The organism is Rhodovulum sulfidophilum DSM 1374, assembly GCF_001633165.1.
In the GTDB taxonomy this organism is placed as follows: Bacteria; Pseudomonadota; Alphaproteobacteria; order Rhodobacterales; family Rhodobacteraceae; genus Rhodovulum; species Rhodovulum sulfidophilum.
This window is the reverse complement of the sequence record NZ_CP015418.1, coordinates 2382077-2396823: the sequence shown is the minus strand read 5'-3', so window position 1 is coordinate 2396823 and position 14747 is coordinate 2382077. Positions and strand designations below refer to the sequence as shown.

At 65.2% G+C, this 14747-nt stretch carries 12 protein-coding genes and 2 pseudogenes; 6 read left to right on the top strand and 8 right to left on the bottom strand.

What is annotated here, in order from left to right; all coding sequences use genetic code 11:
• Nucleotides 1-79: 79 nt before the first annotated feature.
• Both A6W98_RS11330 and A6W98_RS11325 read right to left on the bottom strand, forming a co-directional pair.
• Nucleotides 80-868 (bottom strand): inositol monophosphatase family protein, encoded by a 789-nt coding sequence (locus A6W98_RS11330; protein WP_042461580.1) that lies wholly within the window; start codon nt 866-868, stop codon nt 80-82.
• A gap of 90 nt (nt 869-958) precedes the next feature.
• Nucleotides 959-1873, bottom strand: coding sequence for a LysR family transcriptional regulator (locus A6W98_RS11325; RefSeq protein WP_042461577.1), 915 nt, complete (start codon nt 1871-1873; stop codon nt 959-961).
• Nucleotides 1874-1976: 103 nt separating this feature from the next.
• On the opposite strand from A6W98_RS11325, the gene metF reads away from it, so the two are divergent.
• Entirely contained in the window at nt 1977-2846 is an 870-nt protein-coding gene (gene metF / locus A6W98_RS11320) for a methylenetetrahydrofolate reductase [NAD(P)H] (protein ID WP_042461574.1), read from the top strand.
• A gap of 81 nt (nt 2847-2927) precedes the next feature.
• Here the strand turns inward: metF and A6W98_RS11315 are convergent, their stop codons facing one another.
• Entirely contained in the window at nt 2928-5216 is a 2289-nt protein-coding gene (locus A6W98_RS11315) for a xanthine dehydrogenase family protein molybdopterin-binding subunit (protein ID WP_081251904.1), read from the bottom strand.
• A gap of 123 nt (nt 5217-5339) precedes the next feature.
• On the opposite strand from A6W98_RS11315, the gene A6W98_RS11310 reads away from it, so the two are divergent.
• Nucleotides 5340-8393: a valine--tRNA ligase gene (locus tag A6W98_RS11310; RefSeq protein WP_042461570.1), complete on the top strand. Its 3054-nt coding sequence runs from the start codon at nt 5340-5342 to the stop codon at nt 8391-8393.
• Nucleotides 8394-8540: 147 nt separating this feature from the next.
• Complete coding sequence (gene thrS / locus A6W98_RS11305; RefSeq protein WP_042461568.1) at nt 8541-10487, top strand: threonine--tRNA ligase; 1947 nt, start codon at nt 8541-8543, stop codon at nt 10485-10487.
• Between the two features lie 73 nt (nt 10488-10560).
• Here the strand turns inward: thrS and A6W98_RS11300 are convergent, their stop codons facing one another.
• Nucleotides 10561-10887: an arsenate reductase family protein gene (locus tag A6W98_RS11300; protein WP_042461566.1), complete on the bottom strand. Its 327-nt coding sequence runs from the start codon at nt 10885-10887 to the stop codon at nt 10561-10563.
• 221 nt (nt 10888-11108) lie between these two features.
• Here A6W98_RS11300 and A6W98_RS11295 point away from each other — a divergent pair, with 221 nt between their 5' ends.
• Entirely contained in the window at nt 11109-11315 is a 207-nt protein-coding gene (locus A6W98_RS11295) for a cold-shock protein (protein WP_042461564.1), read from the top strand.
• A gap of 72 nt (nt 11316-11387) precedes the next feature.
• Here A6W98_RS11295 and A6W98_RS11290 read toward each other — a convergent pair whose 3' ends face one another.
• On the bottom strand, nt 11388-11786 hold the full coding sequence (locus A6W98_RS11290) for a DUF2177 family protein (protein WP_155734891.1): 399 nt from the start codon (nt 11784-11786) through the stop codon (nt 11388-11390).
• 245 nt (nt 11787-12031) lie between these two features.
• On the opposite strand from A6W98_RS11290, the pseudogene A6W98_RS20360 reads away from it, so the two are divergent.
• Nucleotides 12032-12527 (top strand): annotated as a pseudogene (locus A6W98_RS20360) (transposase); the annotation flags it as partial.
• A gap of 28 nt (nt 12528-12555) precedes the next feature.
• On the opposite strand, the gene A6W98_RS22350 reads toward A6W98_RS20360, so the two are convergent.
• Both A6W98_RS22350 and A6W98_RS11280 read right to left on the bottom strand, forming a co-directional pair.
• Nucleotides 12556-13032 carry a hypothetical protein gene (locus A6W98_RS22350; RefSeq protein ID WP_211138696.1) on the bottom strand — a complete coding sequence of 159 codons (477 nt, stop codon included), beginning with the start codon at nt 13030-13032 and terminating at the stop codon, nt 12556-12558.
• Nucleotides 13029-13346: a DUF1153 domain-containing protein gene (locus A6W98_RS11280; RefSeq protein WP_042456997.1), complete on the bottom strand. Its 318-nt coding sequence runs from the start codon at nt 13344-13346 to the stop codon at nt 13029-13031. The genes A6W98_RS22350 and A6W98_RS11280 overlap by 4 nt, the downstream gene beginning before the upstream one ends.
• A gap of 47 nt (nt 13347-13393) precedes the next feature.
• On the opposite strand from A6W98_RS11280, the pseudogene A6W98_RS20355 reads away from it, so the two are divergent.
• Nucleotides 13394-13570, top strand: a pseudogene (locus A6W98_RS20355) (transposase); the annotation flags it as partial.
• Between the two features lie 247 nt (nt 13571-13817).
• On the opposite strand, the gene thyX reads toward A6W98_RS20355, so the two are convergent.
• On the bottom strand, nt 13818-14738 hold the full coding sequence (thyX, locus tag A6W98_RS11275; RefSeq protein ID WP_042461560.1) for an FAD-dependent thymidylate synthase: 921 nt from the start codon (nt 14736-14738) through the stop codon (nt 13818-13820).
• Nucleotides 14739-14747: the final 9 nt, after the last annotated feature.

Here is a 14747-nt window from a genome sequence, read left to right as displayed (position 1 = left end):
TTCGGAAAGCGGGCGCAAGAAAGGCGTTCCGCCGACGATCAGGTGTTGGCGGCCAGGTGGTGACGCTCAGATGTGAGGCTCAGCTGTTTCTGACGGCCTTGGCGAAATGATCGTAGATGGCCTCATTCGCGACCAGCACCTCGCCATGCTCGAGCGGATCGCGGCCCTCATGGATCGGGCCGACAAGGCCGCCCGCCTCACGCACCAGCAGCAGACCGGCCGCCACGTCCCAAGCATTCAGCTCGCGTTCCCAGTAGCCGTCATAGCGGCCCGCCGCGACATAGGCCAGGTCGAGGGCAGCCGAGCCCCAGCGCCGCACGCCCGCACAATGCGGCATCAGCCGGGCCAGATCCTGCAGCGTCGCGGGCAAGGTCCGCTTGGCGGCGAAGGGCACGCCAGTGGCGAAAATCGCCTCGATCATGCGCGCGCGCGACGACACCCGCAGGCGGCGTTCGTTCATCCAGGCGCCGGCCCCCTTCTCGGCGAAGAAAAGCTCGTCCTTGGCGGCGTCGAAGACCACGCCCGAGACGATTTCGCCCTTGTGTTCAAGCGCGATCGACACCGCCCAATGCGGCAGGCCGTGCAGGAAGTTGGTGGTGCCGTCCAGCGGATCGACGATCCAGCGCCGGGTCGGGTCGTCGCCATCCTCGCCGCCGGTCTCCTCGCCGAGCCAGCCATAGGTCGGCCGCGCGCCGCGCAGTTCCTGGCGCAGGATCTCCTCGGCGGCCGTGTCGGCGCGGCTGACGAAATCGCCCGCCCCCTTCATCGAGACCTGAAGGTTCTCGACCTCGCGGAAGTCCTTGACCAGGCTGCGGCCGGCCTTGCGGGCGGCCTTGATCATGATGTTGAGGTTTGCACTGCCTTGCATTGGGGCCTCCTTCGGTCTTGTCGCGGGCCATACACGGGGGCGCGCCCGGTGCCAAGGGAAATGCCACGCAAGTGGCGGCGCCCGGCCCGGCTATCCGGCGGTCCCGCGCTGAAGCTTGACCGGCTCGCTCCGCGCCAGCCGCACGAAATGCGCCATGAAGGGCTTGGCCGTATCCTCGGACCTGGTGGCCGCGTACATCCGTCTGGTCAATCCGCCCTCGGTCAGCGGCAGCACCGCAAAATCGGCATTGCTCCGGGCCTCGCGCACCACCCAGTCGGGCAGCACCGTGACCCCGCGCCCCGAGGCGACCAGCATCAGGATCACCGCGGTCAGCTCGACCTGGCGCTGCGCCAGCGGCTCGACCCGCGCCGGCCCCAGCAGCCCGGTGAAGACATCGAGCCGCGACCGCTCGACCGGATAGGTGATCAGGGTCTCGCCGCGGAAATCCTCGGCCCGGATGAAGGCGCGCCCGGCCAGCGGATGCGAGGCGGCGCAGAGAAAGACCGGCTCGTAATCGAAAAGCGGCGCAAAGCCGATACCGTCGATCGTCTCGGGATCGGAGGAGATCACCAGATCGACCTCCTCGCGGGCGAGCGCGGGCAGCGCCTCGAAGGACAGCCCCGGGCGGATATCGACATCGATCTCAGGCCAAGCCTTGCGGAAGGAGTCGAGCACCGGCAGCAGCCAGTCATAGCAGGCATGGCATTCGAGCGCGATATGCAGCCGCCCTGCCCGGCCCGAGGTCATGCCCTCGAATTCGGCCTGCAGCGCGGCGATCTCGGGCAGCACGCGCTCGGCCGTGCGCAACAGCTTGAGCCCCGCCGAGGACAGCCGCAAGGGCTTGGTGCGACGGACGAAAAGCTCCATCCCCACCTGTTCCTCGAGCCCCTTCACCTGATGGCTGAGCGCCGATTGGGTGATGTTGAGCCGGTCGGCGGCCCGGGCCAGACCGCCCGCGTCGTGAATGGCCTTGATGGTCCTGAGATGGCGCAGTTCCAGATGCATCCTGTTCCCCGCCTCATATTGATCTTGAAAACTATGAGTTTGTTTCACAGTCCCAGCCATGCGACAAGATTGAAAACCTTCGAACCCCTTGGGAGTGTCCGCCATGACCGCCCCGCGCGTGTCCTTCGAGTTCTTTCCGCCCCAGACGCTGGAGGCGAGCTTCCGGCTGTGGGAAGCCGCGCAGGCGCTCGCGGCGCTGAAACCGGCCTTCGTCTCGGTGACCTATGGTGCGGGCGGGACCACGCGCAAGCTGACCCATGAGGCGGTCCAGACCATCCACAACCATTACGGGCTGAATGTCGCCGCCCATCTGACCTGCGTCGACGCGACCCGGGCCGAGACGCTGGAGATCGCCGAGGCCTATTCGGCGGCAGGCGTGAACGAGATCGTGGCGCTGCGGGGCGACCCGCCCAAGGGCCAGGGCGCGTTCCGGCCGCATCCAGACGGCTTTGCCAATTCCTGCGAGCTGATCGAGGCGCTGGCCGCGACCGGCAGGTTCCGGCTCCGGGTCGGCGCCTATCCCGACCCGCATCCCGAGGCGGGCGCGCCCGATGCCGATGTGCGCTGGCTGAAACGCAAGTTCGAGGCGGGCGCGGACACGGCCATCACCCAGTTCTTCTTCGAGGCCGAGACCTTCTTCCGTTTCCGCGATGCCTGCGAGAAGCAGGGGATCGACGGCGCGAAGATCATCCCCGGCATCCTGCCGATCGAGAAATGGGCCGGTGTTCGTCGTTTCGCCCAGCGCTGCGGCGCGCATGTGCCGGCCCATGTCGACGAGGCTTTCGAAACCGCGATCCGCGACGGCCGGGAAGAGTTGCTGGGCAAGGCGATGGCGACCGAGCTCTGCACCGAGCTGATGGAAGGCGGCGTGCGGGATTTCCATTTCTACACCCTGAACAAGCCGCATCTGACCCGCGATATCTGCCATGCGCTGGGAGTGCTGCCCGACGCGCATCTGGAAAAGGTCGCCTGAGCGGCGCGCCCCCGGGCGTCCGGCAGGATGCCCGGTTCGAATTTTCGTCGAAAATTCGTGCCCCTGCGGTGCGTTCCGGCCTCAGACCGCGGCCCGCAACAGCCGCCAGACCCGTTCCGGCGTGAACGGCATGTCGGCGCGGCGCACGCCCGCGCTCCAGAGCGCATCCAGCACCGCATTGCCGACCGCCGCCATCGCGCCCACCGTTCCCGCCTCGCCGCAACCCTTCATGCCCAGCGGATTGGCGGTCGAAGGGACCGGTTCGGTCCCGAATTGCACGAAAGGCAGATCGGACGCGCGCGGCATCGCGTAATCCATGAAGCTCGCGGTCAGAAGCTGGCCATAATCGTCATGGACGACCCGCTCGCACAGCGCCTGGCCAAGCCCCTGCGCCACACCGCCATGCACCTGCCCCTCGGCCAGACGCGGATTGATCAGCGTGCCGAAATCGTCCGCGACCGTATAGCGCAACACCCGCGTCTCGCCGGTCTCGGGGTCGATCTCGACCTCGGCGACATGGGCGCCATTCGGATAGGACCGGCCCGGCAGGGTATAATCGGCACGGTGGCGCAAGAGATCCGTCCGCCCCGCGCGACGCGCCATCGCCGCCGCCTCGATAAGCCCCGGCGTCAGGTTCGATCCGGGCGCGCGGAAGCGGCCCTCGTCGAAGCCCAGATCTGACATCTCCACGCCCATCTCGGCGGCAAGAAAGGGCGTGAAGGCCGCGACCATGACCTCGATCGCGGCCAGGGTCGCACTGGCCTGGGTGGTGACCGAGCGCGACCCGCCGGTGCCACCGCCCCGGGCGATCAGGTCGCTGTCGCCCTGGATCACGCGGATCGCCTCGACCGGAAGCCCCGCCTGCTCGGCCAGGAAGCGGGCATAGACCGTCTCGTGCCCCTGCCCGTTCGACTGGGTGCCGACGTAAAGCGCGACGGTTCCATCCTCGGGAAACGCGATCTCGGCGCCCTCGGTCGGATCGCCCAGGATCGATTCGATGTAATAGCAAAGCCCAAGCCCGCGCAGCCGCCCTCGGGCGGCACTCCCGGCCTTGCGCGCGGCAAAGCCCGCCCGGTCGGCCATGGTCTCGACCCGCGCCAGCACCCGGGCGAAATCGCCGACATCATAGCTCTCGCCGGTCGGCGTGCGGTAGGGGAAGGCCGAAGGCGCGATGAAATTCCGCCGCCGCAATTCCCAGGGGTCGAGCCCAAGCTCGCGGGCCGCGAGATCCATGGTACGTTCGAGCGCATAGATCGCCTCGGGCCGCCCGGCGCCGCGATAGGCATCGACCTGGGTGGTGTTGGTATAGACGCCCTTCACCGCGAGGAAGGCCACCGGAATGTCATAGGCGCCGGTCAGCACCTTCGCGAACAGCTCGGATTGGATCGGCTGGGCATATTCGGAATTGTAGGCCCCCAGATTGGAGAGGGTCTCGACCCGATAGCCGGTGATCCGGTGCCCGGCATCGAAGGCGATCTCGACCATCGAGACAAGATCGCGCCCGGCATTGTCGCTCAGCATCGCCTCGGTGCGGTCGGACATCCAGCGCACCGGCCGACCCAGCGCCCGCGCGGCATGGGCGATGACGTAATATTCGGGATAGCTCATCGCCTTCATCCCGAAACCGCCGCCCACATCCGGGTTGGTCACCCGCACCGCCGTCTCGGGCAGATCCAGCATCGCCGCCAGCTTGGCCTTCTGGTCCCAGACCCCCTGCCCGTTCACGCAGAGATGAAGCCGCCCGTCCGCCCATTCCGCCCAGGCCCCGCGCGGCTCCATCGAATTGACGATCACCCGGTTGTCGGCCACCTCCAGCCGCACCGTCCGCGCGGCCGTCCGGAACGCCTCATGCACCGCCGCCTCGTCGCCCGTCGCCCAGTCATAGGCAAGGTTAAGCGGTGCCTCGGGATGGATCTGCGGCCCGCCCACGGTCAGCGCCAGATGCGGGTCGAGGTCATGCAGGTCGAACACGATCCGCTCGGCGGCATCCTTCGCCGCCAGTAACGTCTCGGCGATCACCACCGCCATCGCCTCGCCGACAAAACGCACCCGACCCTCGGCCAGCAGCGGCCGAGCGGGCGCGGCGCCCGCGCTGCCGTCGCGATTGGTGACGACCGTCGCCCCCATCGCCGCCCCGATCCCGGCCGCCCGCAGATCCCCGGCCGACAGCACCGCCACCACCCCGGGCGCCGCCCGCGCGTCCTCGAGGTCCATCGCCCGGATCTCGGCATGGGCGACGGGGCTGCGCAGAAACACCGCATGCAGCGCCGCGGCTGGGGCGATATCGTCGACATAGCGCCCCGTTCCGATCAGAAACCGCCAATCCTCGAACCGCGGTCCGGTCTGGCTCTTGCCGAATGTCCTCTCCATCTGGGGCCCTCCTCTCCCTGAAGGCGAGCGTAGCGGCACGGCCCGTCCTGTCCAGAGGGGTTGGCCTTGGCCGCGCCTTTCGCTAATCACGCCCCAGCCCGTTTCGATGCAAGGGATCCTCCGATGCCGATGGAAAAGACTTTCGACGCTGCCGCCGCAGAACAGCGTCTCTACGAGGCCTGGGAAAAGGCCGGCTGCTTTACCGCCGGGGCCAATGCCTCGCGCCCCGAAACCTTCTGCATCATGATCCCGCCGCCGAACGTGACCGGCAGTCTGCATATGGGTCATGCCTTCAACAACACGCTGCAGGACATCCTGGTGCGCTGGCACCGGATGCGCGGCTTCGACACGCTCTGGCAGCCGGGTCAGGACCATGCGGGCATCGCGACCCAGATGGTCGTGGAACGGGAACTGGCCAAGGAAGGCAATCCCGGCCGCCGCGAGATGGGACGCGAGGCATTCCTCGAGAAGGTCTGGGACTGGAAGGGCCAGTCGGGCGGCACCATCATCACCCAGCTCAAACGCCTGGGCGCCTCCTGCGACTGGTCCCGGAACGCCTTCACCATGTCCGGCGCCCCCGGTGCGCCTGCGGGCGAGGACGGCAACTTCCACGATGCCGTCATCAAGGTCTTCGTCGAGATGTACAACAAGGGCCTCATCTATCGCGGCAAGCGGCTGGTGAACTGGGACCCGCATTTCGAGACCGCGATTTCCGATCTCGAGGTCGAGCAGGTCGAGCTTGACGGCAACATGTGGCGCCTGCGCTATCCGCTGGAAGACGGCGCGACCTATGAACACCCGGTCGAGTTCGACGAGGAAGGCACCCCCACCGCCTTCGAGACCCGCGATTACCTGGTCGTGGCGACCACCCGCCCCGAGACCATGCTGGGCGATACCGGCGTTGCCGTCCATCCCGAGGACGACCGCTACCGGCACCTGATCGGCAAGACCGTGCGGCTGCCGCTTTGCGGCCGGTCGATCCCGATCGTCGCCGATGACTATGCCGATCCGACCAAGGGCACCGGGGCCGTCAAGATCACGCCCGCGCATGATTTCAACGACTGGGGCGTCGGCCAGCGCACGGGGCTGCGCGCCATCAACATCATGTCGACCCGCGCCGCGATGTTCCTGAAGGACAATGCCGATTTCGCCGAAGGCTGCGACGACGCCCGGGTTGCCGACTGCATTGCGCGGTTCGACGGGCTCGATCGCTACGAGGCGCGCAAGGCCATCGTCGCGGATGCCGAGGCCCGGGGCTGGCTCGACGGGATCGACAGCGACCGCCACATGGTGCCGCATGGCGACCGCTCGAAAACCGCCATCGAGCCCTATCTGACCGACCAGTGGTTCGTCGACACGCAGAAGATCGTGGGCCCCGCGCTCGACACCGTCCGCAAGGGCATGGCGGCACAGGAAGCGGGCCAATTCGACGAGACGGCCGGCTATACCCGCATCCTGCCCGAACGCGACGCCAAGACGTATTTCCACTGGCTGGAGAATATCGAGCCCTGGTGCATCAGCCGCCAGCTCTGGTGGGGGCATCAGATCCCGGTCTGGTACGGGCTCGACCTCGACGCGTCCCATTTCACCGATGATGAGGGCGACAACGCGCTCGACGATGTGGAACTCTACCGCCTGCTCGGGGAGGGCTTCGTCCAGCGGGGCGCGCGCCATCACTGTGCCGCCGATTTCGAGGCGGTCAAGGCGCAGTTCCAGGACGTCCTCGCCGGTCTGCCGGCACCGCTGCATGCGATGCGGGTGGTCGAGGTCGCCGGCCGCGCCGCCGCCGAAGAGGCGCTGGCCGAAAGCCTCGCTGAGTACAATCTCAGCCAGGACCCGACCGGGCTGATCTATCCGATCTGGCGCGACCCCGACGTGCTCGACACCTGGTTCTCCTCGGGGCTCTGGCCCATCGGCACGCTGGGCTGGCCCGAGGAAACCCCTGAACTGGCGAAATACTTCCCGACCGATGTGCTGATCACCGGCTTCGACATCATCTTCTTCTGGGTCGCCCGGATGATGATGATGCAGTTGGCCGTGGTCGATCAGGTGCCGTTCCACACCGTCTATGTCCATGCCCTCGTCCGCGACGAGAAGGGCAAGAAGATGTCGAAATCCCTGGGCAACGTGCTCGACCCGCTGGAGCTGATCGACGAATACGGCGCCGATGCGGTGCGCTTCACCCTGACCGCCATGGCCGCCATGGGGCGCGACCTCAAGCTCTCGACCAGCCGGATCGCGGGCTACCGCAATTTCGGCACCAAGCTCTGGAACGCCACCCGCTTTGCCGAGATGAACGGCGTCTTCGAGGGCTACACGCCGACCGGCGAGATCCCGGCGCCCACCGAAACCGTGAACACCTGGATCGTGGGCGAGACCGCCCGGGTGCGCGAAGCAGTCGACGAGGCGCTGAGCCATTACCGCTTCAACGACGCGGCCAATGCGCTTTACGCCTTCGTCTGGGGCAAGGTCTGCGACTGGTATGTCGAGTTCTCCAAGCCTCTGCTGATGGACGGCACCGAGGCCCAGAAGGCCGAGACCCGCGCCACCATGGCCTGGGTGATCGACCAGTGCCTGATCCTGCTGCACCCGATCATGCCCTATATCACCGAGGAGCTCTGGGGCACGACCGCAGAACGGGCGAAGATGCTGGTCCATGCCGATTGGCCCGCCTATGGCGCCGATCTGATCGACCTGCAGGCCGACCGCGAAATGAACTGGGTGATCGCGCTGATCGAGGAAATCCGCTCGGCCCGGGCCCAGATGAACGTGCCCGCGGGCGCCAAGATCCCGATGCTCTATACCGAGCTCGACGCGGCCGGACAGGACGCCTGGGCGCGCAACGAGGCGCTGATCCGGCGCATGGCCCGGATCGACAGCCTGAGCGCCGCCGAGACCCTGCCCAAAGGCTGCGTCACCATCGCGGTCGAGGGCGGCAGTTTCGCGCTGCCGCTGGCGGGCATCATCGACGTCGCGGCCGAACGGGCGCGGCTGGAAAAGACGCTGTCGAAGCTTGAAAAGGACCTCAAGGGGCTCGAAGGCCGCCTGAAGAACCCGAAATTCGTCGAAAGCGCCCCCGAGGACGTGGTCGAGGAAACCAGGGATCTGGTCGAGGCCAAGACCGGCGAGGCCGCCAAGCTGCGCGGCGCGCTCGAAAGGCTGGCCGAGCTCGGCTGAGCCGGGAAGCCGTTTCTGTCGGAACGCCCGGGAGGCCATGCCGCAGCCCGGGCGTCTTGACACCCTGTTCCGGCGGGTTCACTAGACCAGCCGACATAACCCGCAACCGGGCGTTCCGTGGGCGCCAAACCGACGAGGAGGCCGATCATGGGCCAGATCACTCTCACCTTCCCCGATGGCAATCAGCGCGATTTCGAGGCCGGGATCACCCCTGCCGAAATCGCGGCCGGCATCTCCAACTCGCTGGCCAAGAAGGCGATTTCGGCCCAGGTCAACGGCCGCCATTTCGACCTGCAATGGCCGATCACGGAAGATGCCTCGATCGCCATCAACACCATGAAGGACGATGCCCCGGCGCTGGAACTGATCCGGCATGACCTCGCGCATATCATGGCGCGCGCGGTGCAGGCGCTCTGGCCCGATGTGAAGGTCACCATCGGCCCGGTCATCGAGAATGGCTGGTATTACGATTTCGACCGCGAAGAGCCCTTCACCCCCGAGGATCTGGGCCGGATCGAAGCGAAGATGAAAGAGATCATCAATGCCCGCGACCCGGTCCGCACCGAGATCTGGGACCGCGCCCGTGCCGTGAAGCATTACGAGGACAATGACGAGCCCTACAAGGTCGAGCTTGTCGGCATGATCCCCGAGGATCAGCAGATCCGGATGTACTGGCATGGCGACTGGCAGGATCTCTGCCGCGGTCCGCATCTGCAGCATACCGGCCAGGTCCCCGCCGACGCCTTCAAGCTGATGAAGGTCGCGGGCGCCTATTGGCGCGGCGATTCCGACCGGCCGATGCTGCAGCGGATCTATGGCGTGGGCTTCCGCAGTCGGCAGGATCTGAAGGATTACCTGACCTTCCTCGAAGAGGCCGAGAAGCGCGACCACCGCAAACTGGGCCGCGAGATGGACCTGTTCCACCTGCAGGAAGAGGCTCCGGGCCAGATCTTCTGGCATCCGAACGGCTGGAAGATCTACACCACGCTGCAGGATTACATGCGTCGCCAGCAGGAGCGCGACGGCTATGTCGAGGTCAACACCCCGCAGGTCGTCGACCGCAAGCTGTGGGAAAAATCGGGCCACTGGGACAATTACCAGGAAAACATGTTCATCGTCGAAGTCGACGAGGAGCATGCCCGCCAGAAGGCCGTGAACGCGCTCAAGCCGATGAACTGCCCCTGCCATGTGCAGATATTCAATCAGGGGCTCAAATCCTATCGCGACCTGCCCCTGCGGATGGCCGAATTCGGGTCCTGCAACCGCTACGAGCCCTCGGGCGCACTGCATGGCATCATGCGGGTGCGCGGCTTTACCCAGGATGACGCGCATATCTTCTGCTCCGAGGACCAGATCGAGGCCGAGGCCAAGAAGTTCATCGACTTCCTGGCGAAGATCTATGCCGATCTCGGCTTCGAGGACTGGACAGTCAAGCTCTCGACCCGTCCCGAAAAGCGCATCGGCAGCGAGGAAAGCTGGGACCGCACCGAAGAGGCGCTTGGCTCTGCCTGTCGCGCGGCGGGCTATGATTACGCGGTCAATGAGGGCGAAGGCGCCTTCTACGGGCCCAAGCTCGAATTCGTGCTGCGTGATGCCATCGGCCGTGACTGGCAATGCGGCACGCTGCAGGTCGACCCGAATCTGCCCGAGCGGCTGGACGCCACCTATATCGGCGCCGATGGCGAGAAGCACCGCCCAATCATGCTGCACCGCGCCGTGGTGGGCTCGTTCGAACGCTTCATCGGCATATTGATCGAGAACTACGCGGGCAAGCTGCCGTTCTGGATCGCACCGCGGCAGGTGGTCGTGGCCTCGATCGTGTCGGATGCCGACGATTACGTGGCCGAGATCGTCGCGACGCTGAAAGCCGCGGGTGTCCGGGCCGAGGCCGATATCCGCAACGAGAAGATCAACTACAAGGTGCGCGAACATTCGCTGGCCAAGGTGCCGGTGATCCTCGCCATCGGTCAGCGCGAGGTCGAGGAGCGCACGGTCTCTGTCCGTCGTCTGGGCGAAAACCGCACCGAGACCGCGGCCCTCGACGCCATCGTCGCCACGCTGACGGCCGAGGCCAAGGCCCCCGATCTGGCCTGAGCCGACGACCATACGAAAACGCAAAGGCGCCGGTGGATCCGGCGCCTTTGGTGTGTTTGACGGCCAGCGCGGCTCAACCGGCCAGCGCGGCCTCGGTCTTCGCGTTCCAGCCGAGATGAAGCTGCCCCCCGGCCTCGATGACGGGGCGTTTCATCAGCGTCGGATGGGCCTCGAGCAGATCCAGCGGATCGCCCGCCCGGGCCGCCTCGTCGAGCCCGCGCCAGGTGGTCGAGCGCCGATTCACCAGATCCGGCCCCAGCGCCGCGAGGAATCGGGCCAGCTCCTCCCGGCTCAGCGGATCGTCGCGCATATCGTGGAAATCGACAGCCTTGCCCATGCGCTCCAGCGCCGACTTGGCCTTTCGACAGGAATCGCATGTTTTTAAACCGTAAATAATCATTCCAAACCTCGATTGTTTCCGGGCACAACCTAGCCGAGTTTATGGTGCAATCTACAGGGGTCTTGATTTTTTCACGAATCTTACTGCATTGTTTCAATGTGACGGCAGACGACCTGGACGACCGCTCCTCCTTCAGGGGCAGCCGGAAGACTGGAAGACCTGGCTGTGACCTGCTGCGCCGCAATTCCGCGGGCGCAGAACCGACCGAGGAGAGACAGACGATGCCCACCGGCACCGTGAAATGGTTCAACACCACCAAGGGCTACGGCTTTATCGCACCCGACGATGGCGGCAAGGACGTGTTCGTGCACATTTCCGCCGTCGAGCGCGCCGGCATGACCGGTCTGAGCGATAACCAGAAGGTCGCCTATGAAATGATCGAGGGTCGCGACGGTCGCAAGTCGGCCGGAGACCTCCGGGCGATCTGATCGATAAGGCGGGCGGTGGCGGCGTGTCGGCCGCCACTGCCCCCCCCGGATCTGTTCCCCGAACGCCGCGCGTCAGACGAAGATCCGCGCGACGAAGACGCCGATACAGGCCGAGATACCGGTCAGAAGCGTCCCCCAGCAGGTATCGAGGGTCACCTGCAGCGGCGACCAGCGCTTGAGCGTCGCGAAATTGGTGAATTCATAGGTGCCATAGGCCATCGCGCCGACCACCATGCCCTCGATCAGCGCCTGTCCCGGATTGCCGCGCACCAGCGCGGGCCATGAGACCAGCCAGACCAGTCCCAGCACATAGGCCATGTAGAACACCGCAGCCGCCCCCATCCGCGGCCGGTCGCGCATCCAGTCGCCGAGATAGCGCGCGAAGAGCGGCTGCATGACATGGCGCAGCATCAACGCATCGAGCGCCAGAAACACCAGCACCGTGACCAAATATAGAATGACGGCAATGATCACGGACATGGCCCCTCCTTCGCGGCTTTGCGTCAGTTGTCGGGCCAACGTCCGGGGACAGGCGCCGGTTCCCTGCGCAACGACCAGACCGCGAACGGGACGTCACGTCCTTCCTCGACCACCCCATGCACAGCAACAATTCTCCAATGCGAATGATTGGCGGCCAGTCTTGGATCTCGAGTGGCTCTGCTGCACAAATTCTGTGAGGGATTCATCTTTTGAATCCAGTGCGGTAGCTGGGATGCATGAGCAGACCCACATCCCCGACCTACAGGACCAGGAACTGGCCAGCCTACAGTAAGCCGGTGAGGGCGCCATTGGTCCGAGCCCGCCGGCGCACGCGCTCAAGCGCCGGGGCTCGCTGACGATCTGGTTCGCCCCCGAGATGAGCTGGGATGCCGCTCCGACAGGCAGGCGTGGCCGCCAGCAGACCTACAGCGATGCTGCCATTCAGACGTGCCTTTCGATGAAGGTGCTATTCGGCATGGCGCTCAGGCAGACGACCGGCTTCGTCGAGAGCCTGCTGCAGCTGGTTGGCCTCGACTGGACGGCGCCTGACTTCAGCACCCTGTCCCGCCGCCAGAAGACCCTGACTGTGAACATACCGTATCGCGGGTTCAATTCGGGCCGTGGAGATCACAGGGAGCCACATCGTTACCCGACCTGCTCAAACAGATCCCGGCGCACGAGCAGATCGGCAGCGTCACCGCCGACGGTGCCTGCGACACCCGCAAATGCCACTGTATCGACCCAGCTGAATCTGCTTAGGTTAAGCCGCTAATGTGAATGCCTCGGCAGGCGTGCGCATGGCAAGGGCCTGATGAGGGCGGCGGTTGTGGCAGTCGATCACCAACGCCAAGGAATCCCAGCCGTCCTTGCCCGTCCAGATACGGGCGAGATCCGTCGACCAGCGCTCGTTCGGCGCAGCCGCAACCGACGGCACGGCCTGGATGCGAGGCCGCATGCCCACGGCACGCTTGCGCACCTGCCAGCCCTTGATCTGGAAGATCCGCTGCACGGTGTTCTTGTTGAACCCCAGGAGCCAAGCCACGGTCCGATAGCCAAAGGACGGCTCTTCCTCGATCAGCTTCTTGATCGGCTCGGAAAAGCGGGCCTCGACCTTAGGCGCAGCCTTCACCGGCTTGTAGTAGACCGTCCGCCTCGGGATGCCGAACCAGGCACACAGCTTGGCGACGGACACAACGACGCCCTCGGCAATGAGGCCCTGCTGGGTGCGACGGATCAATTCCCGTCCTGCGCATCCAGCAGGGCCTGCAGCTTTTTTCGCGCCCGCAGCTCCAGCATCGCCTCTCCATAGGCTTCCTGCAGGTCCCGGAGCTGCTTCTCGTATTGCTCGCGGATGTCGAGCGGGTTGGCGCGCAGCGAGTTCTCCATGCCGCGCTTGGCATCCTCGACCCAGCCCTCGATCTCGGAGGGCGTCAGGTCGAAGGACCGGCTTGCCTCCGACGCGGTCGTCTTGCCTTGGATGATCTCGATGACGAGCGCCGTTTTACGCTTCGCCGTCAACCGCTTGATGCTGTCGTCCATCGTCTTACTCATGGCTACGTTCTCCCTTGTAGCATGAGCAGGTTTTCAGTGGGTCGATACAGAAACGCAAGACGCCCGTCCGGTACGACAAGCGCAGATACAAACGTCGCAACCGGATCGAGATCATGTTCGGCAGGCTCAAGGACTGGAGGAGGGTTGCAACCCGTTATGACCGCTGCCCACAAACCTTCTTCTCAGCAATCGCACTCGCTGCGACCGTAATCTTCTGGCTTTGAGAGAGAACGAGTCCTGAACCTAGAAACATCGCAGATCACTGCCGCATCCCCCTTTGTCTTCTTCTACCTCTTAGATTTGACGAAGAGGAAGGAAATGAAAAACGCGCTGGAGCGTTTTTCTGAAACCCTGCCAGAGGGCGCGACACTTCACATGGTTTCGCGAGAGGCCGACACCCTCTAGTTTGCCCACTTAACCTTCTCATCCCGCGAATAACAGGAAGAGAAGGTTAAGTGGAAAAATCATATTTCAGCGCTCGCCCGCCGGGGCCAAAACCGCCTCGAATTCGCGCCATTCGCCCTTCGACATGCCCGAGGTTTCCTGCGTCACGGCCTCGCCCTTCAGCATGCGGCGGATACAATCCATCGCCGGGCCGGAGAGATTGACGCCGCCGATGCGGTAATCCTCGAAGGCCTTGTAGGCCAAAGGCACCCAGTCGGCCACGATTTCGCAGATGGTCTGGGCATAGACCCGGATCTCGTATTGCGCATGGCTGTCGGCCCGCAGACGCAGGAAATGGAACAGGTTATGCAGATCGCATTTCCAATACCACTGGGTGTAGATATTCGCGGGCAGGTTCATCCGCGCCAGTTCGCGCGCCAGCCCTTTCTGCCCGTCCTGCCCCAGCATCGCCTCGTAATTGTCATAGCAGCGTCCGGCGTCGGTTTTCAGGATGTCCAGCACCCGCGCCGCTTCCTCGCCTTCCAGAACCTCGCCGCGGCCCTGGTTGTTGACGGTCGACTGCGCCGCCAGCGCGTCGGGGGCGGGAATGTAGAATTCGCGGTCGAGGATCGAATAGCGCGCCGAATATTCGTTCACATTGGCGGTACGGTGACGGATCCATTGCCGGGCGACGAAAACCGGCAGCTTGACGTGGAACTTGACCTCGCACATTTCGAAAGGCGTCGAATGCCAGTGCCGCATCAGATAGCGGATCAGCCCCTCGTCATTCGAGACCGCCTTGGTGCCGCGCCCGTAGCTGACCCGTGCCGCCTGACAGATCGCGGCATCGTCGCCCATGTAATCGACCACCCGCACGAAACCATGGTCAAGCACCGGATGAACGCTGTAAAGGCGGGCCTCCATGCCAGGGGCCACCACCCGGCGGGTCGGCGCGGTCTCGGCGCGCTGGGCCTCGATCTCGGCTAGCTGGTCCTCAGTCACGGGCATCGGGCGTCC

What these genes read in the sequence shown, in the direction of transcription:
- A6W98_RS11310 (WP_042461570.1), top strand. Translation starts at nt 5,340, where the DNA reads ATGCCGATGGAAAAGACTTTCGACGCTGCCGCCGCAGAACAGCGTCTC.
- A6W98_RS11300 (WP_042461566.1), bottom strand. Translation starts at nt 10,887, where the DNA reads ATGATTATTTACGGTTTAAAAACATGCGATTCCTGTCGAAAGGCCAAG.
- A6W98_RS11295 (WP_042461564.1), top strand. Translation starts at nt 11,109, where the DNA reads ATGCCCACCGGCACCGTGAAATGGTTCAACACCACCAAGGGCTACGGC.
- A6W98_RS11315 (WP_081251904.1), bottom strand. Translation starts at nt 5,216, where the DNA reads ATGGAGAGGACATTCGGCAAGAGCCAGACCGGACCGCGGTTCGAGGAT.
- A6W98_RS11325 (WP_042461577.1), bottom strand. Translation starts at nt 1,873, where the DNA reads ATGCATCTGGAACTGCGCCATCTCAGGACCATCAAGGCCATTCACGAC.
- metF (WP_042461574.1), top strand. Translation starts at nt 1,977, where the DNA reads ATGACCGCCCCGCGCGTGTCCTTCGAGTTCTTTCCGCCCCAGACGCTG.
- thrS (WP_042461568.1), top strand. Translation starts at nt 8,541, where the DNA reads ATGGGCCAGATCACTCTCACCTTCCCCGATGGCAATCAGCGCGATTTC.
- A6W98_RS11280 (WP_042456997.1), bottom strand. Translation starts at nt 13,346, where the DNA reads ATGAGTAAGACGATGGACGACAGCATCAAGCGGTTGACGGCGAAGCGT.
- A6W98_RS11330 (WP_042461580.1), bottom strand. Translation starts at nt 868, where the DNA reads ATGCAAGGCAGTGCAAACCTCAACATCATGATCAAGGCCGCCCGCAAG.
- thyX (WP_042461560.1), bottom strand. Translation starts at nt 14,738, where the DNA reads ATGCCCGTGACTGAGGACCAGCTAGCCGAGATCGAGGCCCAGCGCGCC.